Here is a 22,366-nt window from a genome sequence, read left to right as displayed (position 1 = left end):
GACACCCAGCCGTATATCCGCAACAACGACGGCACCTATGCCTATCAAGGCGACGACACTCAGCTCAACCTCAAAGTCTCCGACACCCTGACCTTGGCGAGCAGCGACACGGCCAAAAGCTTTATGGAAAACACGGTCAACACCGGGCGCACCCAGTCCACTGCGCAACCGATGCTGGACGAAGACGGCAAGCCGTTGCCTGACACGGGAGTGGCCAAGGTGTCGGCGGGTTTGGTGACCTCAAGCGCGGTGTTCAATAAAAGCTTTGCCGCAGGCCAGCCTTACACGTTGGAGCTGACCAGCAGCACCCAATACACCCTTAAAGACGTGAATGGCAAAGACCTGACGTCGGAGATTGCGGGTAACGGCGTGTTTGACTCGACCAAGGACGGCGCACACAGCATCAGCCTGCGCGGGGTGTCCTTTGACATCAACCTGAACTTCAAGGGCGTCGCCGCCGCCGATCAGGATGCCGCGGTCAAAGGCCACACCTTCACCCTGCAAGCCAAGCCCGACACCTTCAACGCCTCACGTACCCCGAGCAACACCTCGACCGCGCAAATCACCGGCGCTGCGGTGACCGACGCGGGCGCTTACAGCGACAGCTTCCCGAGCAATGGCGCGGTGATTAAATTCACCAGTGCCAACGCATACGAGGTCTACGCCCAGCCGGTGACCGACAGCAGCAAGTCGATAGCCAAAGGCACCATGGCCGATGGCGCGTTGAGTGCGATGGGCGTCACGTTTGACGTCGCGGGCACGCCAGCGGCGGGGGACCAATTTGTGCTGAGCAACAATAACCACCAAAGCCAGAGCGCGCTGGACACCCTCAGTGAGTTGCGCAAAGCGCTGGTCATCCCCAGTGAAACCGACCCGGCCGCCCAGCAATTGCAGCGCGACGCGATCAATACCGCGATTGGCAACCTGAAAAACGCCAGTACTAGCATCGACACCGCGCGCGGTTCGATTGGTGCGCGGCTCAACGTGGTCGATATTCAGGCCGACGAAAACAGCAGCATGAGCATCGCCAACGACTCCACCGTCGCGGCCATCGGTAACACCGACATGGCCAGCGCGGCGACGCAATTGGCGTTCCAAAAATCCATGCTCGAAGCTTCGCAGCTGGCCTTTGTCAAAATCTCCCAACTCAGCCTGTTCAACCAGCTTTAACGGCCCCCGCGTAGGCTGCGATCTTTTGATCTTTAAAGGCAAAAGATCGCAGCCTGCGCCAGCGCCTACGTAAACCGTCCCTTCCTGTTTGCTGAAATCTTTTGTATAAAACCGCACAAAATAGAGTGACCTATGAGTCACTGCGCGCATCTTCACTGTATCGTGTGAAACGTTTGGGCGGGTGCCGGGCCTTTTCAGCTAATTTGTGTGGTTATTTGCAAGGTTTCCAGTGCCCAATTTCGCCGCTGTTTTGCGCGACGAAGCCCTCTTATTGTCAACGCCCCTCAATGAGTTGAGCGGGTGATCTCCAGCTATTTAGTATTGGGAAGCCACAATGATTGGCATTAAAAGCATCGCCAGTTACGTGCCTGCAAACGGTGTAGACAACTATGCCCAAGGCGCGAAGTTCTCCAAGGACGAAGACTTCATTCTGGGCAAGATTGGCTCGGCCTTCTTGCCGCGTAAAGATGCTGACCAGGAAACCTCTGACCTGTGCGTCGAAGCCGTTAACGCACTGTTCGCCAACAATCCGCAGCTCAAGCGCGAGTCTATCGACGCGCTGATCGTCGTCACCCAAAACGGCGACGCCGAGGGCCTTCCGCACACCGCCGCCATCGTCCAAGACAAGCTTGGCTTGCCCACTCACGTGGCCGCGTTCGATATTTCGCTGGGTTGTTCGGGCTACGTCTACGGCATTTATGCCATGAAAGGCTTTATGGAAGCGGCGGGCCTTAAAAACGGCCTCTTGGTGACCGCGGATCCGTATTCAAAAATCGTCGACCCTGAAGACCGCAACACCACCATGCTCTTCGGCGACGCCGCCACTGCAACCTGGATGGGCGAAGACGCGGCTTGGCAGTTGGGCAAAGCTAAATTCGGCACCGACGGTTCGGGCGCGCCGCATTTAAAAGTCAGCGATGGCGTGTTCTTTATGAATGGCCGCCAAGTGTTCAACTTCGCCTTGCTCAAAGTGCCTGCGCACCTGCACGAGCTGCTGAACGAGTCCGAGCTTAAAGCCGCTGACATCGACGCCTTCTGCATTCACCAAGGTAGCGCGGCCATCGTTGACGCCGTGGCCCGTCGTTTTGAAGAAAGCGACCCTGAGAAATTCATCAAAGACATGGTCGAGACCGGTAATACCGTGTCATCGAGCATCCCCTTGCTCCTGGAAAAACACGTCATGGACGCCACCTGGAAGCGCGTTGCGCTGAGCGGGTTTGGCGTGGGCTTGTCGTGGGGCTCGGCGATTATCTACCGCGGTTAAGCGCCAAACCACCTGTAGGAGCTGCCGCAGGCTGCGATCTTTTGATGTTTAAAAGATCGCGAGCAATCGAGCGTCGACCGGCTGCTCCTACAAATTTAGTCGCGGCACACCCGCGCAACCCCTTGAAACACAAGGGATGGCAACCCGCCATTAAAAAAAATTAAAAAACCCCTCAAGCAACCGGTCTTCACGACGATAACTATTACGAAGGTTCTCTAGGCCACACCCGGCGGTTGCCAGGGCCGGAAGCCGCAGTATTTATCTAATGAGGATTTCGTCATGGCTTTATCCGTTAACACCAACGTTACGTCCCTGACCGTTCAAAAGAACCTGAACAAAGCTGGCGATGCGCTGAGCACCTCGATGACCCGTTTGTCCTCGGGCCTGAAAATCAACAGCGCTAAAGACGACGCGGCCGGCCTGCAAATGGCCAACCGTCTGACCTCGCAGACCAAAGGCATGACCGTCGCGATTGCCAACGCCAACAACGCCAGCTCGATCGCCCAGACCGCTGAAGGCGCGATGCAAGAGTCGACCAACATTCTGCAACGTCTGCGTGAACTGGCCCTGCAATCGGCGAACGGTGACAAAAGCGCCGACGACCGTGCAGCTCTGCAACAAGAATTCACGGCAAAAACCGGTGAACTGACCCGTATTGCCCAAACCACTACTTACGGTGGTCGTAACATCCTCGACGGTTCGTTCCAGAACCAAGCTTTCCAAGTCGGCGCTGACGCCAACCAGACCATTTCGTTTGGTATGAGCGACATTAGTGCTACTGCGCTGAAAGGGACTTCGAGCGAGGCTTCTGTTGCCGGTACTGCGACTTCGTTGTCGGCTGCTGTTACAGGTAAGGCTGTTACATTCACGGGCACTGACGGTGCGCTGGGTAGTGCTGCTGATATCAAAATTAATGGTGAAACCATTCAATTGGCTGCTGATGACGCCAATTTGGCCGCTCTTATTGAGAAGATTAATGACAAGGCTGGCACTCCAGCAGATGATGACACTCCCGCAGTCCCCGGCACTGGTGTTAGAGCCGCAGCATCTGCAGACGGCACTCGTTTGGTGTTGACTTCTGAAGACGGCAAAGCCATCAAACTAGAAAACGGTGACGGTGAAGCGGGTGCAGGTGCACTGGCCAAGCTGGGTCTGTCAGCAGGTAACAACGCCCCTAAACTGGCCGATGCTTCTTCGATCAGCCTGAACGGCACTGAAATCAAATTCGCTGCGGGTTCGACCATGGCCGACGTGGTGTCGTCCATCAACAGCGCCAGCACCGGCGTTACCGCGAGCCTTAAGGACGACGGTACGCTGAGCCTGTTCTCCACCAAAGACATCAAGGTTGGGAACGGCAGCACGACGTCTGGCTTGAAGGAACTGGGTCTGGACGGTGCTGTAACCGATGATAACAAAGGTGTTACTGCCGCTATTTCCCAAGAGTCCAGCGTTGCCGACCTGAGCATTATGGACCCTGAGTCAGCGCAAAAAACCATCCAAGCGCTGTCGGGTGCCATTGAGCAAATCGACACCCAACGTGCCGCACTGGGTGCCGTGCAAAACCGTTTCGACAGCACCGTGGCTAACCTGCAAAGCATTTCCGAGAACTCGACCGCTGCACTGGGCCGTGTTCAGGACACTGACTTCGCCTCCGAAGCTGCTCAGCTGACCAAGCAACAAACCCTGCAACAGGCGTCCACTGCGATCCTGTCTCAGGCTAACCAACTGCCATCCGCTGTGATGAAACTGCTTCAGTAATGTCAGCGCGCAGTTGAGGACAAAAGGGCGCGTTTACGTGCCCTTTTGTTTTTTCTGGCGCAAGTGTTTGCACGTGGCATGAAATGTGAAGCGGTCGGCGGTCTCGACAGTGTTTGTCAAAAAAGCGTTCGCCCGTGCAACGCCAGTCACCGAACAAGGAGAATGTAGATGGCCAGTTCAGTCATTACCGGCGTCGGTTCCGGTTTCGATACGGTCGGTATTGTCAAAGCGTTGGTGGATGCTGAAAAAGCCCCCAAGCAGGCACAGATCACCAAGCTGCAAACCACCACCACCACGCAGTTGTCGGCGGTGGGCACGGTAAAAGCGTCGATTGAGAGCTTCCGTACGGCCATCACCAAGCTCAACAGCGAGACCAGCTTTAACGGCCTAGCCGCTTCGTCGTCTGACGAAAAAATTTCCAAGATCACCTTGGGCGAGAAGGCGGCCAGCGGTACGTATGCGCTGGACGTCACGCAGTTGGCGAGCGCGTCTAAGGTGACCAGCAAGGTGTTTGAGGGCAGTTCGGCGGTGGTTAACGCCAGCGGCAAAGACACCACGCTGACGATTTCGCAGTCTGATAGCAATTACGACGTGAAGATCCCCGCGGGCGCGACCATGCAACAGACCCGTGACGCGATCAACACGCAGCTGCAATCTAAGGGCATCAGCGCCAACGTGCTGACCGACGCCAATGGTTCGCGGCTGGTGATCAGCTCGCAAACCACCGGCAAAGGCACGGACATCACCCTGAGTGGCGACTCAGAGTTGGCCAGCGGCTACGACGCCGGAAAACCGCCAGTCAATGCCGAGTACACCATTGATGGCATTGCGATGGAGTCCAAGAGCAACAAGATCACCTCGGCCATCAGCGGCGTGAGCCTTGAGCTGCTTGATACCAAGCCATCGACCCTTACCGTGGCGTCCAACACCACCACCTTGAAGACCTCGGTTCAGTCGTTTGTCAGTGCTTACAACGCGCTGATGACCAGCATTAATACGCAAACCAAAGTCACTGCCACCGGTGACGCGGCCACCACCACTTCGGGGGCTTTAACCGGTGATGCGTCGATGCGCCAATTGGTCAACGGTATCCGCAGTGAACTGCTGCAAAACACCGGCGGTTCGACAGTGGGTAACCTGGCGCAAATGGGCATCAGCACCGACCCGAAGACCGGTTTGCTGGCCCTTGATGACACCAAGTGGAACGCCGCGGTGGCCACGCCCAACGGTGCTACCGAAATTGCCAAAGTCTTTACCGGCGACACCGGTTTGATCGCGCGCATGGGCAAAGCCACTGACAGTTATGTGGGCACGTCCGGGTTGCTGACCACCCGTGCTGCGGACTTGAACACCAAGCTCACAGACCTGACCACTCAGCAAAACACCCTAAACACTCGGATGGACACGCTGAAAACCACCCTGACCGCCAAGTACACGGCGATGGACGGGCTGATCGCTAAGATCAACGCCAGCAGCTCCAGCATCATGACCACGCTTAATTCGTTGAATAACCCGAAGTCGGATAACTGATTTCAAGGCGTCTGGCGCGGCCTGATGGCTAAAGTTTTGAGCCGGTGAGTCGATACATCTATTAAGTCTTAGCCCATTTGCCCTGAGGTAGAAACATGAACCCGATGCGCGCCCTTCGTCAGTATCAGAAGGTCAATTCCCACGCTCAAATCTCCGAAGCCAGCCCGCATCGTTTAATTCAGATGCTGATGGAAGGAGGCTTGGATCGCATGGCTCAGGCCAAAGGTGCCATGAGCCGGGGTGATGTTGCGCAGAAGGTGACGCTGATCACCAAGGCCATCGACATCATTACCGGCCTGCGTCAGGGCCTGGATGAAGACAAAACCGATGACAAAGCGGCGTTGCAGCGACTGGACAGTTTGTACGAATTTATGACCATCCGTCTGACTCAAGCCAACATCAAGAACGACCCCGACATCATCGACGAAGTCGCACGCCTGCTGATCACAGTAAAAAGTGGTTGGGACGAGATCGCCCCGCAATCAATCTAATGGCCTGAGGAGTGCGTCATGAGCCAACTGCAACGAATTCAAGAAACCCGCGACGCGCTGATGGACGCCTTGGCTGCGCGTAATTGGGATGCTATCGGCGAGCTGGACTCGGCGTGCCGTGAATGTGTCGAGACGGTGCTGGACGAAACGCCGCTGGATGAAGCGGTGTTACGTGAAAATCTGGAGGGGTTGTTGGTGGTGTATCGCATGCTGCTGGAGGCCGCGACGGATGAGCGGCAATTGGTAGTCGAGCAAATGGCGCAGATCAACCAAGCAAAAAATGCCTCAAAGGTTTACCATTTGTTTGGTTAAGGCATAAAAATTATAGGGTTAATCCGTTTTTACGGCGCCATAAATTTGACTGTGTATGTTTTTTTGACTTAACTAGTAGGTATTCTGATTTCAGCCGTCTTAAACATCCAACAGGGTTGAGGCGGCTAGTGTGCTCCACCTTATCCGGGGGCGCTGAGTTGACTAGGGAAGTTGCTATTGCATGTGGCGTGAAACCAAGATTCTGCTAATTGATGACGATAGCGTGCGCCGCCATGATCTGGCGGTCATTTTAAGTTTTCTCGGTGAAGAGAATTTAACCAGCCCTAGTCATGAATGGGAGCAAGCGGCAACCGCATTGTCTTCCAGCCGCGAAGTGCTGTGCGTGCTGATTGGCACGGTGAGCGCAGTCGGCGGACTGTCTGGGCTGCTTAAGACACTGGCAACTTGGGATGAGTTCCTTCCCATCCTGCTTTTAGGTGAAGTTTCTTCGACTGAACTGCCCGACGACCAGCGTCGGCGGGTGTTGTCCAGCCTCGAAATGCCGCCCAGTTACAGCAAATTGCTTGATTCCCTGCACCGTGCCCAGGTTTATCGTGAGATGTACGATCAGGCCCGTGAGCGCGGTCGCCATCGTGAGCCTAATCTGTTTCGCAGTCTGGTTGGCACCAGCCGGGCGATTCAGCACGTGCGCCAAATGATGCAGCAAGTGGCCGATACCGACGCCAGTGTGTTGATCCTTGGTGAGTCCGGCACCGGCAAGGAAGTGGTCGCGCGCAACCTGCACTACCATTCCAAGCGCCGCGATGGACCTTTTGTGCCGGTTAACTGCGGAGCGATCCCCGCAGAACTGCTCGAAAGCGAGCTGTTCGGGCATGAGAAGGGCGCTTTCACCGGGGCTATCACCAGCCGCGCCGGGCGCTTTGAACTGGCCAATGGTGGCACTTTATTCCTCGATGAAATTGGCGATATGCCGCTGCCGATGCAGGTTAAGTTGCTGCGTGTGTTGCAGGAGCGCACCTTCGAGCGCGTGGGCAGCAATAAGACCCAAAGCGCCGACGTGCGGATCATCGCCGCCACTCACAAAAACCTCGAAAGCATGATTGAAGTCGGCGCGTTCCGCGAAGACTTGTATTACCGCCTCAATGTGTTCCCGATTGAAATGGCCCCTCTGCGTGAGCGGGTCGAAGACATCCCGCTGCTGCTCAACGAGCTGATTTCGCGCATGGAACACGAAAAGCGCGGTTCGATTCGCTTCAATTCTGGCGCGATCATGTCAATGTGCCGTCATGCATGGCCGGGCAACGTTCGTGAGTTGGCCAACTTGGTTGAGCGCATGGCGATCATGCACCCGTACGGGGTGATTGGCGTGGCTGAGTTGCCGAAAAAATTCCGCTACGTCGACGATGAAGATGAGCAGTTGGTGGACAGCCTGCGCAGTGACATGGAAGAGCGCGTGGCCATTAACAACAGCACGCCGGACTTCACGATCAGCGCGATGCTGCCGCCCGAAGGTTTGGACCTCAAAGACTACCTTGGTGGGCTTGAGCAAGGCTTGATCCAGCAAGCCTTGGACGATGCCAACGGCATTGTCGCCCGCGCTGCTGAGCGTCTGCGCATCCGCCGTACCACCTTGGTCGAAAAAACTGCGCCCGCTTTTCGTAGGAGCTGCCGCAGGCTGCGATCTTTTGATCTTTACAAGCAAAAGATCGCAGCCTGCGGCAGCTCCTACGCGGTTATGCGCAAGGCGAGACACTGATCTGCATCAACAAACAGCGACCAATAATCGCACCACCGACAGGATGTTATTTTCGGGCACGGGTATTGCTTTGCTTGGGTTAACGAACCGTTTTATGACGGTCAGCCAAGCGAGAACTCCCCATGCCCCATGCCGCCCAACAGTCCTCGGTCCCTGATCTTGCAGGGGCCGCCATGTCTCTGAGCACCGTGCCCGCTAACGCGGCGCAGCTGGAGCAAGCCTTCTCGCTGTTTAATCAAATGTCGACCCAGTTGAGCGACTCGTACAGCCTGCTGCAAGACCGGGTTGCCGAGCTTAAAGGCGAGCTGGCGTTGGCTGGAGAGCAGCGCTTGGCTGAGTTGGCAGAAAACCAACGGCTGGCCAATCGCTTGCAGCACTTGCTTGATCTACTGCCCGGCGGGGTCATCGTGATTGACGACCGAGGTCTTGTCAGCGAAGCCAACCCTGCAGCATGCGAGCTGTTGGGCTTACCGTTGCAGGGCGAGGTGTGGCGCCAAGTGATTGCCCGCAGCTTTGCGCCCCGCGAAGACGACGGTCATGAAGTCTCGCTCAAAGACGGCCGCCGCCTGTCGATTGCGACCCGTTCTCTGGACCCGGAGCCGGGTCAATTGGTATTGCTCAACGACCTGACAGAAACCCGGCGCCTGCAAGATCAGCTTTCCCGGCATGAGCGCTTATCGTCGCTGGGGCGGATGGTCACTTCCTTGGCGCATCAGATCCGCACGCCTTTGTCGGCGGCGTTGATCTACGCCAGTCATTTGACTGAGCAAGCGCTGCCGGTGGAGACCCAGCAGCGCTTTGCCGGGCGTTTGAAAGAGCGCCTGCACGAGCTGGAGCATCAGGTGCGGGACATGCTGGTGTTTGCCCGTGGCGAGCTGCCCTTGGCTGACCGAGTTTCACCCAAAGCCTTGATGCAAGCGCTGCAAGCTGCGGCTCAGACCCACGTTGAAGGCGTGTCAATACGTTGGCAGTGCGATGTGCACCACGGTTTGTTGTTGTGCAACAGAGACACCCTGGTCGGCGCGTTGCTTAATTTGATCGAAAACGCGCTGCAAGCGGGCGCCGTGCGGCTCAAGGTTCATGTGTACATCCGCGGCAACACCGTGCGTCTGTGCATCAGTGACAGCGGCAGTGGCATCGAACCGAAAGTGCTGGAGCGTCTGGGCGAACCTTTCTTCACCACCAAAGCCACGGGCACCGGGCTCGGTCTGGCGGTGGTCACGGCTGTGGTGCGGGCGCATCAGGGCGATTTGACCTTGCGTTCGCGGTTAGGGCGTGGCACGTGCGCCTTGCTCAGCTTGCCGTTGATTGTGGTTGCCGGGGAGGCGAGCTAATGGTGTTGCAAATCAAAGTCCTACTGGTCGAAGACGACCGTGCCCTGCGTGAAGCGCTAAGCGACACGCTGTTGTTGGCCGGTCACGACTTCAAGGCCGTTGGCTCTGGCGAAGAAGCGCTGCAAGCGGTCGCGGGCGAGCCCTTCAGCCTCGTCGTGAGTGACGTCAACATGCCGGGGATGGACGGCCACCAACTGCTCAGTCGTTTGCGCGCCAGCCATCCGCAGTTGCCCGTGTTGCTGATGACCGCCCACGGCGCCGTGGAGCGCGCAGTCGACGCCATGCGCCAAGGCGCGGCGGACTATCTGGTCAAGCCGTTTGAACCTAAAGCCATGCTTGATCTGGTGGCGCGGCATGCCCTAGGCAGCCTGAGCGCAGCGGACAGCGAAGGCCCGGTAGCGGTCGAAGCGGCCAGCACGCCACTGCTGGCGCTGGCATCGCGGGTTGCGCGCAGTGACTCGACGGTTTTGATTTCGGGCGAGTCGGGCACGGGCAAAGAAGTTTTGGCGCGTTATATCCATCAGCACTCCAGCCGCGTCGATCAGCCGTTTGTGGCGATCAATTGCGCAGCCATCCCCGACAACATGCTCGAAGCCACCTTGTTCGGTCATGAAAAAGGCTCGTTCACCGGAGCGATTGCCGCCCAAGCCGGTAAGTTCGAGCAAGCCGATGGCGGGACCTTACTGCTCGACGAAATCTCGGAAATGCCCTTAGGCCTGCAAGCCAAATTGTTGCGCGTGCTGCAAGAGCGCGAGGTTGAGCGCGTGGGTGGGCGTAAGCCGATTGCCTTGGATATTCGCGTAATCGCCACCACCAACCGAGATTTGGCGGGCGAAGTGGCGGCGGGGCGCTTTCGTGAAGACTTGTACTACCGGCTTTCGGTGTTTCCGCTGGCTTGGCGCCCGTTGCGCGAGCGCAGGGCTGACATTGTACCGCTGGCCGAGCGCTTGCTGGCCAAGCACATCAGCAAAATGAAGCACGCCCCGGTGCGTTTTTCTGCGCAGGCCCAAGCCTGTCTGGTCGACTATCCGTGGCCCGGTAATGTGCGCGAGCTGGACAACGCGATTCAGCGTGCCTTGATCTTGCAGCACAGCGGCTTGATTGAAGCGGCCGACTTTTGCCTCGTCGGGCCCGTGTCTTATGCGCCCCAGCCTGCGTTGGCGGCGGCCAGTGAGCCGTCTGGAGTGTTGGGCGATGACCTGCGTCGGCATGAGTTTGAAATGATCATCGACACCCTGCGCGCCGAACGTGGGCGACGCAAAGAAGCGGCTGAGCGCTTAGGCATCAGCCCACGCACCTTGCGCTATAAACTGGCGCAAATGCGCGACGCGGGGATGGACGTTGAAGCGTACCTGTTCGCAGCCACCCCCCTGTAGGAGCAGCCGGTCGACGCTCGATTGCTCGCGATCTTTTACAAATGGGTCATTAGCCCGTGCATGCGACGTTTTGTAACGTTTAATGTGCGAAAACGACAAAGAGCTGGCACCCTTGTTGCTATATCGGTGCAGGTACTTTGAAAGTGTCAAAAAATTGCGAGTCGGCGGAGGCCAGTGTCCATGAGCCAAGGTGTTGAGTTTAATCGTTTGATGTTGGATATGCGGGCCATGCAAATGGACGCCATGGCTCAACCTAAATCGGCTGTGCAGGCCACTCCAGAAGCCGGCATGCCAAGTTTCTCCGACATGCTCGGCAACGCGATCAACAAGGTCAGCGAGACGCAACAGGCGTCCACGCAGCTGTCCAATGCGTTTGAAATCGGTAAAAGCGGTGTCGATCTGACTGACGTGATGGTCGCCTCGCAAAAGGCCAGTGTTTCGTTCCAGGCCTTGACTCAAGTCCGTAACAAACTGGTGCAGGCATACCAAGACATCATGCAGATGCCGGTTTAAGGGCGATATTAAGTCATGGCAGATGCACTCCCGGATAACGTACCGGCCAAGACTGGCTTGGGTGGCGGCAAAGGCCCGCTACTCGGGTTGTCCTTTCTAGATAATCTGGCCGAAATGACCATGCTGCGTCAGGTCGGCCTTATGGTTGGGCTGGCGGCGAGCGTGGCCATTGGCTTCGCCGTGGTGCTGTGGTCGCAACAACCCGACTACCGGCCCCTGTACGGCAGCCTCGCCGGTATGGATGCCAAACAGGTCATGGACACCTTGGCCGCCGCGGATATCGGCTACACCGTTGAACCCAATTCCGGGGCCTTGCTGGTTAAGGCCGATGACGTTTCGCGGGCGCGGCTCAAGCTCGCGGCGGCGGGTGTCTCACCGACCGATGGCAATATTGGTTTTGAAATCCTCGACAAAGATCAGGGCTTGGGCACCAGCCAGTTTATGGAAGCTACGCGTTATCGCCGTGGTTTAGAGGGCGAACTGGCGCGGACCATTTCCAGCCTCAATAACATCAAAGCGGCCCGCGTTCATTTGGCGATCCCTAAAAGCTCAGTGTTCGTGCGCGATGAGCGCAAGCCCAGCGCCTCGGTGCTGGTCGAACTGTACCCTGGACGTTCGTTGGAGCCGAGCCAAGTGTTGGCGATCATCAACTTGGTGGCCACCAGCGTGCCTGAGTTGATCAAGTCGCAAGTCACCGTCGTCGACCAAAAAGGCAACTTGCTCTCCGATCAGGTGCAAAACTCTGAGCTGACCATGGCCGGTAAACAGTTCGATTACAGCCGTCGTATGGAGAGCATGCTCACCCAGCGGGTACACAATATTTTGCAGCCGGTGCTGGGCAATGATCGTTACAAGGCTGAAGTCTCAGCGGACTTAGACTTCAGCTCGGTGGAGTCCACCTCTGAGCAGTTCAATCCGGACCAACCGGCTCTGCGCAGCGAACAGTCGACCAGCGAGCAGCGTACCGCCAGCAACGGCCCGCAAGGTGTTCCGGGGGCATTGAGCAATCAGCCGCCTAGCCCGGCCACCGCACCGGCACAAACCGGCCAGCCTGCGGCCGGGGGCGCAGGCATGGTGCAGCCAGGTCAGCCGCTGTTGGACGCCAACGGCCAGCAAATCATGGACCCAGCCACCGGCCAGCCAATGCTTGCGCCATACCCGGCTGACAAGCGTTCGCAGTCGACCCGTAACTTCGAGTTAGACCGCTCCATCAGTCACACCAAACAGCAGCAGGGCAAAGTTAATCGTTTGTCGGTGGCGGTGGTCATCGACGATCAGACCAACATCAACCCGGCCAACGGTGAAATCACTCACACCCCGTGGAGCGCCGACCAATTGGCGCGCTTTACCCGGCTGGTGCAGGACGCTGTGGGTTTCGATGCCAGCCGTGGTGACAGTGTCAGCGTGATCAACGTGCCGTTTTCCACTGAGCGTGGCGAAGTGATTGCCGACATCCCGTTCTACTCGCAGCCTTGGTTCTGGGACATCGCCAAGCAAGCGCTGGGCGTGCTGTTTATTCTGGTGCTGGTGTTTGGCGTGTTGCGTCCGGTGCTCAATAACATCTCCGGTAATGGCCGCAATAAGCAGGTGGCGGGTATTGGTAACGATGCTGAAATGGGCGGCATGGGCGGGCTGGACGGTGAGCTGGGCAATGACCGCGTTAGCTTGAGTGGCCCGCAAAGCATCATGTTGCCCAGCCCAAGCGAGGGCTATGACGCGCAACTCAATGCCATCAAGAGTCTGGTAGCCGAAGACCCGGGCCGCGTGGCCCAAGTCGTTAAAGAGTGGATCAACGCCGATGAGTGATAACCGAGCCGCCGCCAATGCCAAGCTGAGCCGGGTCGATAAAGCGGCCATTTTGCTGCTGTCACTGGGTGAAGCCGATGCGGCCCAAGTGCTGCGTCACATGGGGCCCAAAGAAGTCCAGCGCGTAGGCGTAGCGATGGCACAGATGCGTAATGTTCACCGTGAGCAGGTCGAGCAGGTGATGAGCGAGTTCGTTGAAGTGGTCGGCGATCAGACCAGCTTGGGCGTTGGTTCTGACAGCTACATCCGCAAAATGCTGACCTCTGCATTGGGCGAAGACAAGGCCAATGGCTTGATCGACCGAATTTTGTTGGGCGGCAATACCAGCGGCCTAGACAGCCTCAAATGGATGGAACCGCGGGCGGTGGCGGACGTCATCCGTTTCGAGCATCCGCAAATTCAAGCCATCGTGGTGGCCTATCTCGACCCGGATCAAGCCGGTGAAGTGCTTGGGCATTTCGATCAAAAAGCGCGTCTGGACATCATCTTGCGCGTGTCCTCACTCAATACCGTGCAGCCAGCGGCGTTGAAAGAGCTGAACCAGATCCTCGAAAAACAATTTGCCGGTAACTCCAACGCCTCGCGTACGTCTTTGGGCGGTATCAAGCGAGCCGCCGACATCATGAACTTCCTCGACAGTTCCATGGAAGCGCAGTTGATGGACTCGATCCGCGACATCGACGAAGACCTGTCTGGGCAGATCGAAGACCTGATGTTCGTGTTCAACAACTTGGCCGATGTCGACGACCGGGGGATTCAAGCGCTGCTGCGCGAAGTGTCTTCGGATGTGTTGGTGTTGGCGCTCAAAGGGTCGGACGACAACGTTCAGGACAAGATCTTCAAGAACATGTCCAAACGAGCGGCTGAATTGCTTCGCGACGATCTGGAGGCCAAAGGCCCTGTGCGTGTCAGCGATGTCGAAACCGCACAGAAAGAAATTCTCACCATCGCCCGCCGTATGGCCGAAGCCGGAGAAATCGTTCTCGGCGGGAAGGGCGGCGAAGAGATGATCTAAGTGAGCAATGGTGAATCGCCCGGCGACGTTATCCGCGCTAAGGATGTCGGTGCTTTCGATGTATGGGGGTTGCCCAGCTTTGACCCTCATCAAGCAGCACCTGAAGAGCCTGAGCCCGAGGCGCAGCCGGTTGAAGAGCTGCCGCTGGACAGCGAAGAAGTGCCGCTCGAAGAGGTTCAGCCGCTGACCCTCGAAGCGCTTGAAAGCATCCGCCAGGAGGCTTGGAACGAAGGCTTCGCGACCGGCGAAAAAGAAGGCTTTCACAGCACTCAGCTCAAGGTGCGCCAAGAAGCAGAAGTGGCCTTAAATGCTAAAGTTGCCAGCTTAGAGCGTTTGATGAGCAGTCTGATGGCGCCGCTGGCCGAGCAAGACCAACAACTCGAGCAGGCGATGGTTGGGCTGGTCGAACACATGACCCGGTTAGTCATCCAGCGCGAGCTAAAAACCGATTCAACCCACATCGAACGCGTGCTGCGCGACGGGTTGAAACTGTTGCCAATGGGCGCGGACAACATTCGGCTGTTTATCAACCCGCAAGATTTTGACCAGATCAAAGCCCTGCGCGAGCGCCATGATGAGCACTGGCGAATTGTTGAAGACGATAGCCTGCAACCGGGAGGTTGCCGCATTGAGACTGAGCACAGCCGCATCGACGCTAGCATTGAAACGCGGATTCAACGGTTGATGAGCCAGCTCTTTGATCAACTGCACGAGCAATCGCTGCACCCGGCCGCGCCGGACATCGACGTCGATTTGGATCAGCCTGATGCGCCTTAAACGCACCAGTTTTGCCAAGCGCCTGAGCGGCTACGCACCGGCACTTTCGTTGCTTGCTCAACCGGTGGTAGAAGGCCGGTTGTTGCGCATGGTCGGGCTGACCCTTGAAGCCGAAGGCCTGCGGGCCGCTATGGGCAGCCGTTGCTTGGTGATTAACGACGACCTGTTTCATCCGGTTGAAGTTGAGGCCGAGGTGATGGGGTTTTCGGGCAGCAAAATTTTCCTGATGCCGGTGGGCAGCGTTGCGGGTATCGCGCCGGGTGCTCGCGTAGTGCCATTAGCCGACACTGGGCGTTTGCCGATGGGCCTGAGCATGCTCGGTCGAGTCCTCGACGGGGCGGGCCGCGCGCTGGACGGCAAAGGGCCGATGAAAGCCGAAGACTGGGTGCCGATGGACGGACCGACCATTAACCCGCTCAAGCGCGACCCCATCAGCGTGCCGTTGGACGTGGGCATCCGCAGTATCAACGGATTATTGACGGTCGGCCGTGGTCAGCGACTTGGCCTGTTTGCCGGTACTGGCGTCGGTAAAAGCGTACTGCTGGGCATGATGACCCGTTTCACCGAGGCCGAGATCATCGTGGTGGGCTTGATCGGCGAGCGGGGCCGTGAAGTGAAGGAGTTCATCGAGCATATTCTGGGTGAAGAAGGGCTCAAGCGTTCAGTGGTGGTCGCGTCACCTGCCGACGACGCGCCGCTGATGCGGTTGCGCGCGGCCATGTATTGCACGCGCATTGCCGAATACTTTCGAGACAAGGGCAAAAATGTCCTGCTGCTGATGGACTCCCTGACCCGTTTCGCCCAAGCCCAGCGGGAAATCGCCCTTGCCATTGGCGAGCCGCCTGCAACCAAAGGCTATCCGCCGTCGGTGTTTGCCAAACTGCCTAAACTGGTTGAGCGCGCCGGTAATGCCGAGGCCGGGGGTGGTTCGATTACCGCGTTCTATACCGTCCTGTCTGAAGGCGACGACCAACAAGACCCCATCGCTGACTCGGCGCGAGGCGTGCTCGATGGCCACATTGTGCTGTCGCGGCGTTTGGCGGAAGAGGGTCATTACCCGGCCATTGATATTGAAGCGTCCATCAGCCGCGTCATGCCGTCGGTGGTCAGCGCCGAGCACATGCGTCGTGCGCAGCAGTTCAAACAACTGTGGTCGCGCTTCCAGCAAGCACGGGACTTGATCAGCGTAGGCGCCTACGTGGCCGGTGGCGATCGCGAAACCGATACGGCGATTGCATTGCAACCGGCCATGGTCGCGTACTTGCGCCAAGGCTTGAACGACAACATTAGTCTGGGCGAGAGCAGCGGCCATCTGGCCACGCTCTTTGCCCCTGCGGCGGGTGGCTAATGGCCGGTGAAGGCAGAGCGGCGCGCTTAGCGCCAGTGGTCGACATGGCCGAAAAAAACGAAAAGGCTGCCGCCCAGCGATTAGGGCACTTTCAGGGGCAGGTCAACTTGGCTACCAGCAAGCTAGGCGATCTTGAAAACTTCCGTGGTGAATACCAAGCGCAATGGGTCGAGCGGGGTAGCCAAGGAGTATCGGGCCAGTGGTTGCGCAACTATCAGAACTTTCTCGGTCAGCTCGAAACGGCGGTGGGCCAACAGCGCCAAAGCCTGCAATGGCACGAAAACAATCTCAACAAAGCCCGAGAAACGTGGCAGCAGGCGTATGCGCGGGTCGAAGGCTTGCGCAAACTGGTGCAGCGCTACGCCGATGAAGCCCGCCAGCTCGAAGACAAGCGCGAGCAAAAGCTGATGGACGAACTGTCCCAACGCCTCCCGCGCCAAGAGATTAATTGACGCGCCAGTCCAGCTCCCATAGTGCTGACGAGGTTTTGGGTTGAGCGCAGCTTTTTGAAGCGTCTATAGTTCAAGGCACCGATACCTGAACTAGGAGCAACCTAAATGGCCGTGACTTCTCACGTTTCAGCCGACGGTAACCAACTGATCATTGCCATCAAGGGCCGATTTGATTTCGCCAAGCATCAGGAATTTCGCGATGCCTACGAAAGGGGCTCCAAACCTAACTCGGTTGTGGTGGATTTAAAAGAAGCCACCTACATCGACAGTTCCGCATTGGGCATGCTGTTGCTGCTGCGCGATCATACGGGCGGCGATGAGGGGGAGATTAAAGTAGTCAATTGCAGTCAAGATGTGCGCAAAACCCTCGCAATTTCTAATTTCGATAAGTTGTTCGATATCACGTGAACAGCCCGCAAGCCGAGGGCTTGAGGATACTGATTGCCGAAGACAACACCCCCGACCGGCTGTTGTTGTCGAGCATTGTGCAGCGCCAAGGGCATACGGTATTGCTCGCCAGCAATGGTGCCGAGGCGGTTGAAGTGTTTCGCCAGCAGCGTCCGCAACTGGTGCTGATGGATGGCCTGATGCCAGTTATGGATGGTTTTGAGGCGGCACGACACATCAAAGCCTTAGCCGGGGAGGTATTGGTTCCGATCATCTTCCTGACCTCGCTTAATCAGGCTGACGCACTGGCCCGAACCCTAGAGGCGGGCGGTGATGATGTGTTGCTCAAGCCCTATGAGCCGATGTTGCTAGCGGCCAAGATCACCGTGATGGATCGTCTGCGGCGCCTCCAAGAAACCGTGTTGCAACAGCGCGACTTGATCGCCCAACACAATGGGTACCTCCTCAATGAGCAGCGCGTCGCCAAGGCCGTATTTGATCGGGTGGCTCATTCTGGCTGCCTGAGTGCGCCCAACATTCACTACCGGCAATCGCCCTATGCCTTATTCAACGGCGACTTATTACTGGCTGCCCATACCCCTTCAGGCGATACCCACGTGCTACTGGCCGACTTCACCGGCCATGGTTTACCCGCCGCTATTGGCGCGATGCCTCTGGCCGAGGTGTTTTACAGCATGACGGCCAAAGGCTATGGCTTGGGTGAAATGCTCCGTGAGATGAATACCAAGCTCAAACGCATCCTGCCCGTCGACATGTTTTGTTGCGCCACGCTGGTGTGTGTCAGCGCGCTTCGGCGCAGCCTCGAGCTGTGGAGTGGCGGGATGCCGGATGGCTATTTGCTCACAGCGGCCACAGGCCAGCGCACAACCCTTAGCTCGCAACAGGTGCCGTTAGGGATGTTAAAGGCCACGGCGTTTGATCATTCGACTCAAGTCTTCGCGATGATGCCCGGCGATCACCTGTTTTTACTGACCGATGGCGTGACCGAGACGTGTAGCGTCGATGAACAGATGTTTGGTGATGAACGCTTGCAGGTTGTGTTGGATGCCAATTGCGATCCGCAGCATTTGATTGAAGAGGTGGAGCAAGCGCTGCATGGTTTTCGCGGGCACACCCGCGATGACGTGAGCATGGTGCTGATGACCTCGCAGGTGCCGCAACGCTTGGCAATACCCACGATGCAGTACACCGACAGCGGCCTTTGCAGCCCACTCGACTGGTCGGCCAGTTTCGAGTTTCGGGCCGCGACCCTGCAACAGTTCAACCCGCTGCCTCACTTATTGCACCTGCTGATGGAAGTCCATGGATTGCGCAGCCAAGGTGCGCAGATTCATGCGGTGTTGTCCGAGCTTTACAGCAATGCGCTCGAACATGGAGTGCTAGGGCTGGATTCGCGGCTGAAACGTAACACCAAAGGTTTTGCAAGATATTACCAATTGCGCAACCAGCGTCTGCTTGCACTGCAAAATGGCTTCGTTCGGATCGCTATTCACGTCATTCCAGAGCAGGGAGGAGGACGCTTGATACTTCACGTAGAAGACAGCGGGCCGGGCTTTGACGTCGCCAAAATGCTCTCAAGACCCCTTGATCTAGATCGCTTGTCGGGCCGCGGTTTGAGTGTGGTTCGCCAACTGTGTCCGTTAGCGCAATGGTCCAACGAGGGTCGAAGAGCGAGCGTAGAGTTTTTATGGAAGGCTCTGGCATAATCCGCACATTCTTGATCAAGGAGTGAACAAGTGTCTGAAGAGCATATAGATCACGCTGTCATCAAAAATTTGCGAGAGGTCATGGAAGGTGGGTTTGACGACCTGCTGGACACCTTTCTGTCTGACTCCAAAGAGCGAATCGACCAACTGCATAGCACCCGGCAAGTGTGCGATCTGCGCATGGTTGCCCACAGTTTAAAAGGCAGCAGCAGCAATATGGGAGCCAATCGTCTGGCACAGCTGTGTGGTCAGCTTGAAGAGCGTGCGCAAAAGGAATCCCTCGTGGATATCAAAGAGTTGGTCATCAAAATTGGTGACGAATACCTAACCGTGCGCCAACTGTATCGTGCCGAGCGTCAGCGTGTAATCGCTGCCAGCTATGTTTCTGGCGGCTGACAGCAAAACTGGCCCAAACCTTGCTCTGTCTCTCCCACCTGTACCGACGCCTGCCGTACAGCGGAGACTTTGCCCATGCCACTCGCTGCCAATCCATTCCTTCAGCCCTTAGCCGTTGCCGCGCCCAAAGCCACTGTGGTGAAAGCTGTACAGTCTGATAATGAGCCTGTTAAAACGGGCGGCGAGCCGTTTTCCAAGGTGTACGCCCAAGCGTCCGATACGGTGTCTGCTCACGGCGCTATCAAGCCCGACGCGGCCCGTGAAGCCCCGACCGATAGCCACTCAAACACAAGCGCCAAGATTGCCGATAGCGGCAAATCCTTGCCTGCTGGCAAACCTGACGACGCGGCTCAAGATGACGCGCCAGTGCAAGCTGATGACGGTTCGGCGCTGCCTGTACAAACGCCGCCGGTCGTAGCAGAAACACCTTCGCCAGCGGCTCCCGCTCAGCCCGACCTTGAGGCTGCGCAATTGGCTGTGGCCAGCAGTGCGATCCAAGCACCGCCAGCGCCTCTGATTGAGGTCGATGACAGCGTAGACCCGCAAGCCGATCCGTTGGATGACATGCCCGCCCTGCGCTTGGCGATGGAGCAGGGCGGGCATGTATCCGCCAGCAGCCGCGCGGCGGTCAAAAATACGCAGCCTGATACCAGCGCTACCTCGTCCCAAGGCCAGTCGACCCCCCTTGCGCTGCTGGTCGACCCCAATACCGATGCCTCTAGCGGCGCAGAAGGTGGCGATAAGGCTTTCAAGGGCTTGGTTGACGAAGGCTTGAAGGATCTGAAAAGCGCTTCCAGCGATACCCGAGTCGATGACTTCGGCAGCCGTTTGGCCGCCTTGACCCAGGCGGCGGTCCCGAAAACCGCCAATGCACTGCCGGTCAATCAGCCATTGGCCATGCATCAGAGCGGTTGGTCTGAAGAGGTCGTCAACCGCGTGATGTACCTGTCCAGCGCCAATCTTAAGTCGGCCGATATTCAATTGGAGCCAGCAGAATTGGGGCGGCTGGATATTCGGGTCAACCTAGTGGCTGATCAGTCGGCGCAGGTTAACTTTGTCAGTGGCCATGCCGGTGTGCGCGAAGCGCTGGACAGCCAGATGCATCGCCTGCGTGACATGCTCGCCCAGCAGGGCATGGGCCAAGTTGACGTCAGTGTGTCGGATCAATCACGCAGTTGGCAGGGGCAGGGCCAAGAGCAACAGAGCCAGCCGCGTAGCCACACCAGCGGCGAACGGCTTGAAGACGACGTTTCGGGGGTTGCACCGCAAGCCCAAACCCCGAGTATCGTGTTGGGCAGCAGCGCCGTGGACTACTACGCCTGAACCTCGAACCCGCAGGCTGCGATCTTTTGATCGTTAAAAGATCGCGAGCAAGCTCGTTCCTACAGGTTGCCTGCAAAAACGTTGAAAACCCAAGGAGCTGCCGACCACAGTTCTGGCATAACACTTGCTCTGCCTAGCCATGCACCTGTGAAAACCCAAAAGTGACGGATTATTGGCATGGCGACGAGCGACGCAGTAAAAGATCCCGCCGACAAAGGCAAATTCAAGCTGATTATCCTGATCGTCCTAGCTGGATTGCTGGCGATTGGCCTGTCTGTGGGCGCGACGTGGTATTTCATGAGCGGCGATAAAAGCGCGCCGCCAGCCCAAGTTGAGTCCAACGCCAAAGCCCCAGCCATTTACGAGGCGCTGCCACCCGCTTTTGTGATCAACCTTAATGACAACGGCCGCCAACGCTACCTGCAAGTGAGCATTACCTTGCAGGCGCGTGATCAAAATGACCTCAATGCATTGAAGGTTCACATGCCGGTAATCCGCAATAACTTGGTCATGCTGTTCTCTGGGCAAACATTTGACAGCCTCGCCACGCCGGTGGGCCAAGAAATGCTGCGTCAGAAAACCACTGCCAGCGTGCAGGAAGTGGCGCAAAAAGAACTTGGCAAAGTGGTAATTGACCAAGCGCTCTTTACTAACTTTGTATTGCAGTAGGACCACGACATGGCCGTGCAAGACCTGCTGTCCCAGGATGAAATCGACGCGCTGTTACATGGCGTGGATGACGGTCTGGTACAGGCCGAAGTGGCTGCCGAACCTGGCAGCGTCAAAAGTTATGATCTGACCAGTCAGGATCGAATCGTCCGTGGCCGCATGCCGACCCTGGAAATGATTAACGAGCGTTTTGCCCGTTACACCCGCATCAGCATGTTCAACCTGCTGCGCCGTTCGGCAGATGTGGCGGTCGGCGGGATCCAAGTAATGAAGTTCGGTGAATACGTGCACTCGTTGTACGTGCCCACCAGCCTCAACCTGGTCAAGATCAAGCCATTACGCGGCACGGCGCTGTTCATTCTGGACGCCAAATTAGTGTTCAAACTGGTGGACAACTTTTTTGGCGGCGATGGCCGCCACGCTAAAATCGAAGGCCGCGAATTCACCCCAACCGAACTGCGTGTGGTACGCATGGTGCTGGAGCAGGCTTTCATCGACTTGAAAGAAGCGTGGCAGGCGATCATGGAAGTCAACTTCGAGTACATCAACTCGGAAGTGAACCCGGCCATGGCCAACATCGTCGGCCCCAGCGAAGCGATAGTGGTGTCGACCTTTCACATCGAACTCGATGGCGGAGGCGGTGACCTGCACGTGACCATGCCGTACTCAATGGTCGAACCGGTGCGCGAGATGCTCGATGCTGGCTTTCAGTCTGACCTCGACGACCAAGACGAGCGCTGGAGCAAAGCGCTGCGCGAAGACGTGTTGGATGTCAGCGTGCCGTTGAGTGCCACTGTGGCCCGCCGACAACTGCGTCTGCGGGACATTTTGCACATGGCGCCGGGCGACGTCATTCCGATCGAACTGCAAGACGAACTGGTAATGCGCGCCAATGGCGTGCCCTCGTTCAAGGTCAAGCTGGGTTCGCACAAAGGCAATTTGGCCTTGCAAGTGCTTGAACCGATTGTTCGGCGTTAAACCCCGAACTCCACGAATTTGCT

General features: G+C 57.4%; 20 protein-coding genes and 1 pseudogene. All 21 read left to right on the top strand.

The window, feature by feature from the left end; all coding sequences use genetic code 11:
- Positions 1-1,170 (top strand): flagellar hook-associated protein 3 (locus tag AQS70_RS13640; protein ID WP_055103299.1); only part of this gene is annotated, 1,170 nt, incomplete at its 5' end.
- 334 nt (positions 1,171-1,504) lie between these two features.
- Positions 1,505-2,434 (top strand): ketoacyl-ACP synthase III, encoded by a 930-nt coding sequence (locus AQS70_RS13635; protein WP_055103298.1) that lies wholly within the window; start codon positions 1,505-1,507, stop codon positions 2,432-2,434.
- A 279-nt stretch (positions 2,435-2,713) separates the two neighbouring features.
- Positions 2,714-4,192 (top strand): flagellin N-terminal helical domain-containing protein, encoded by a 1,479-nt coding sequence (locus AQS70_RS13630; RefSeq protein WP_055103297.1) that lies wholly within the window; start codon positions 2,714-2,716, stop codon positions 4,190-4,192.
- Positions 4,193-4,360: 168 nt separating this feature from the next.
- On the top strand, positions 4,361-5,722 hold the full coding sequence (gene fliD, locus AQS70_RS13625; protein WP_055103296.1) for a flagellar filament capping protein FliD: 1,362 nt from the start codon (positions 4,361-4,363) through the stop codon (positions 5,720-5,722).
- Between the two features lie 95 nt (positions 5,723-5,817).
- Complete coding sequence (gene fliS / locus AQS70_RS13620) at positions 5,818-6,213, top strand: flagellar export chaperone FliS (protein WP_055103295.1); 396 nt, start codon at positions 5,818-5,820, stop codon at positions 6,211-6,213.
- Positions 6,214-6,231: 18 nt separating this feature from the next.
- Complete coding sequence (gene fliT, locus AQS70_RS13615) at positions 6,232-6,525, top strand: flagellar protein FliT (protein WP_055103294.1); 294 nt, start codon at positions 6,232-6,234, stop codon at positions 6,523-6,525.
- Positions 6,526-6,706: 181 nt separating this feature from the next.
- Positions 6,707-8,128, top strand: a pseudogene (locus tag AQS70_RS13610) (sigma-54 dependent transcriptional regulator); the annotation flags it as partial.
- A gap of 236 nt (positions 8,129-8,364) precedes the next feature.
- Positions 8,365-9,576: a sensor histidine kinase gene (locus AQS70_RS13605; protein ID WP_164488190.1), complete on the top strand. Its 1,212-nt coding sequence runs from the start codon at positions 8,365-8,367 to the stop codon at positions 9,574-9,576.
- 5 nt (positions 9,577-9,581) lie between these two features.
- Positions 9,582-10,952: a sigma-54-dependent transcriptional regulator gene (locus AQS70_RS13600; protein WP_055103301.1), complete on the top strand. Its 1,371-nt coding sequence runs from the start codon at positions 9,582-9,584 to the stop codon at positions 10,950-10,952.
- 180 nt (positions 10,953-11,132) lie between these two features.
- Positions 11,133-11,465, top strand: a complete 333-nt coding sequence (fliE, locus tag AQS70_RS13595; protein WP_055103292.1) for a flagellar hook-basal body complex protein FliE — start codon at positions 11,133-11,135, stop codon at positions 11,463-11,465.
- Positions 11,466-11,480: 15 nt separating this feature from the next.
- Complete coding sequence (fliF, locus tag AQS70_RS13590; protein WP_055103291.1) at positions 11,481-13,271, top strand: flagellar basal-body MS-ring/collar protein FliF; 1,791 nt, start codon at positions 11,481-11,483, stop codon at positions 13,269-13,271.
- The gene (gene fliG, locus AQS70_RS13585) at positions 13,264-14,286 is read left to right on the top strand and encodes a flagellar motor switch protein FliG (protein ID WP_055103290.1); all 1,023 of its coding nucleotides are present in this window, start codon (positions 13,264-13,266) and stop codon (positions 14,284-14,286) included. Before fliF ends, fliG begins: the two co-directional genes overlap by 8 nt.
- Positions 14,287-15,063, top strand: a complete 777-nt coding sequence (gene fliH / locus AQS70_RS13580; protein ID WP_055103289.1) for a flagellar assembly protein FliH — start codon at positions 14,287-14,289, stop codon at positions 15,061-15,063. It abuts the gene before it with no gap.
- Positions 15,053-16,411: a flagellar protein export ATPase FliI gene (gene fliI, locus AQS70_RS13575; protein WP_055103288.1), complete on the top strand. Its 1,359-nt coding sequence runs from the start codon at positions 15,053-15,055 to the stop codon at positions 16,409-16,411. Before fliH ends, fliI begins: the two co-directional genes overlap by 11 nt.
- A complete protein-coding gene (gene fliJ, locus AQS70_RS13570; protein ID WP_055103287.1) occupies positions 16,411-16,863 on the top strand; it encodes a flagellar export protein FliJ in 453 nt (150 codons plus the stop codon). Before fliI ends, fliJ begins: the two co-directional genes overlap by 1 nt.
- A gap of 105 nt (positions 16,864-16,968) precedes the next feature.
- Positions 16,969-17,271: an STAS domain-containing protein gene (locus AQS70_RS13565; RefSeq protein ID WP_055103286.1), complete on the top strand. Its 303-nt coding sequence runs from the start codon at positions 16,969-16,971 to the stop codon at positions 17,269-17,271.
- Positions 17,268-18,977 carry an ATP-binding SpoIIE family protein phosphatase gene (locus AQS70_RS13560; protein ID WP_055103285.1) on the top strand — a complete coding sequence of 570 codons (1,710 nt, stop codon included), beginning with the start codon at positions 17,268-17,270 and terminating at the stop codon, positions 18,975-18,977. Before AQS70_RS13565 ends, AQS70_RS13560 begins: the two co-directional genes overlap by 4 nt.
- A 30-nt stretch (positions 18,978-19,007) precedes the next feature.
- Positions 19,008-19,373 (top strand): Hpt domain-containing protein, encoded by a 366-nt coding sequence (locus AQS70_RS13555; RefSeq protein ID WP_055103284.1) that lies wholly within the window; start codon positions 19,008-19,010, stop codon positions 19,371-19,373.
- A 75-nt stretch (positions 19,374-19,448) separates the two neighbouring features.
- Positions 19,449-20,696, top strand: coding sequence for a flagellar hook-length control protein FliK (locus AQS70_RS13550; protein WP_055103283.1), 1,248 nt, complete (start codon positions 19,449-19,451; stop codon positions 20,694-20,696).
- A gap of 177 nt (positions 20,697-20,873) precedes the next feature.
- Complete coding sequence (fliL, locus tag AQS70_RS13545; RefSeq protein WP_055103282.1) at positions 20,874-21,365, top strand: flagellar basal body-associated protein FliL; 492 nt, start codon at positions 20,874-20,876, stop codon at positions 21,363-21,365.
- 9 nt (positions 21,366-21,374) lie between these two features.
- Entirely contained in the window at positions 21,375-22,343 is a 969-nt protein-coding gene (fliM, locus tag AQS70_RS13540; RefSeq protein WP_055103281.1) for a flagellar motor switch protein FliM, read from the top strand.
- Positions 22,344-22,366: the final 23 nt, after the last annotated feature.

The sequence above is a fragment of the Pseudomonas endophytica genome, from assembly GCF_001411475.1.
In the GTDB taxonomy this organism is placed as follows: Bacteria; Pseudomonadota; Gammaproteobacteria; order Pseudomonadales; family Pseudomonadaceae; genus Aquipseudomonas; species Aquipseudomonas endophytica.
The sequence above is the reverse complement of the archived record's forward strand: the minus strand, read 5'-3'. Positions and strand labels throughout refer to the sequence as shown.

Excerpts from the sequence above, each read along its gene's own strand:
- AQS70_RS13635 (WP_055103298.1), top strand. The coding sequence starts at position 1,505 with ATGATTGGCATTAAAAGCATCGCCAGTTACGTGCCTGCAAACGGTGTA.
- AQS70_RS13630 (WP_055103297.1), top strand. The coding sequence starts at position 2,714 with ATGGCTTTATCCGTTAACACCAACGTTACGTCCCTGACCGTTCAAAAG.
- fliD (WP_055103296.1), top strand. The coding sequence starts at position 4,361 with ATGGCCAGTTCAGTCATTACCGGCGTCGGTTCCGGTTTCGATACGGTC.
- fliS (WP_055103295.1), top strand. The coding sequence starts at position 5,818 with ATGAACCCGATGCGCGCCCTTCGTCAGTATCAGAAGGTCAATTCCCAC.
- fliT (WP_055103294.1), top strand. The coding sequence starts at position 6,232 with ATGAGCCAACTGCAACGAATTCAAGAAACCCGCGACGCGCTGATGGAC.
- AQS70_RS13605 (WP_164488190.1), top strand. The coding sequence starts at position 8,365 with ATGCCCCATGCCGCCCAACAGTCCTCGGTCCCTGATCTTGCAGGGGCC.
- fliE (WP_055103292.1), top strand. The coding sequence starts at position 11,133 with ATGAGCCAAGGTGTTGAGTTTAATCGTTTGATGTTGGATATGCGGGCC.
- fliF (WP_055103291.1), top strand. The coding sequence starts at position 11,481 with ATGGCAGATGCACTCCCGGATAACGTACCGGCCAAGACTGGCTTGGGT.
- fliG (WP_055103290.1), top strand. The coding sequence starts at position 13,264 with ATGAGTGATAACCGAGCCGCCGCCAATGCCAAGCTGAGCCGGGTCGAT.
- fliI (WP_055103288.1), top strand. The coding sequence starts at position 15,053 with ATGCGCCTTAAACGCACCAGTTTTGCCAAGCGCCTGAGCGGCTACGCA.
- fliJ (WP_055103287.1), top strand. The coding sequence starts at position 16,411 with ATGGCCGGTGAAGGCAGAGCGGCGCGCTTAGCGCCAGTGGTCGACATG.
- AQS70_RS13565 (WP_055103286.1), top strand. The coding sequence starts at position 16,969 with ATGGCCGTGACTTCTCACGTTTCAGCCGACGGTAACCAACTGATCATT.
- AQS70_RS13550 (WP_055103283.1), top strand. The coding sequence starts at position 19,449 with ATGCCACTCGCTGCCAATCCATTCCTTCAGCCCTTAGCCGTTGCCGCG.
- fliL (WP_055103282.1), top strand. The coding sequence starts at position 20,874 with ATGGCGACGAGCGACGCAGTAAAAGATCCCGCCGACAAAGGCAAATTC.
- fliM (WP_055103281.1), top strand. The coding sequence starts at position 21,375 with ATGGCCGTGCAAGACCTGCTGTCCCAGGATGAAATCGACGCGCTGTTA.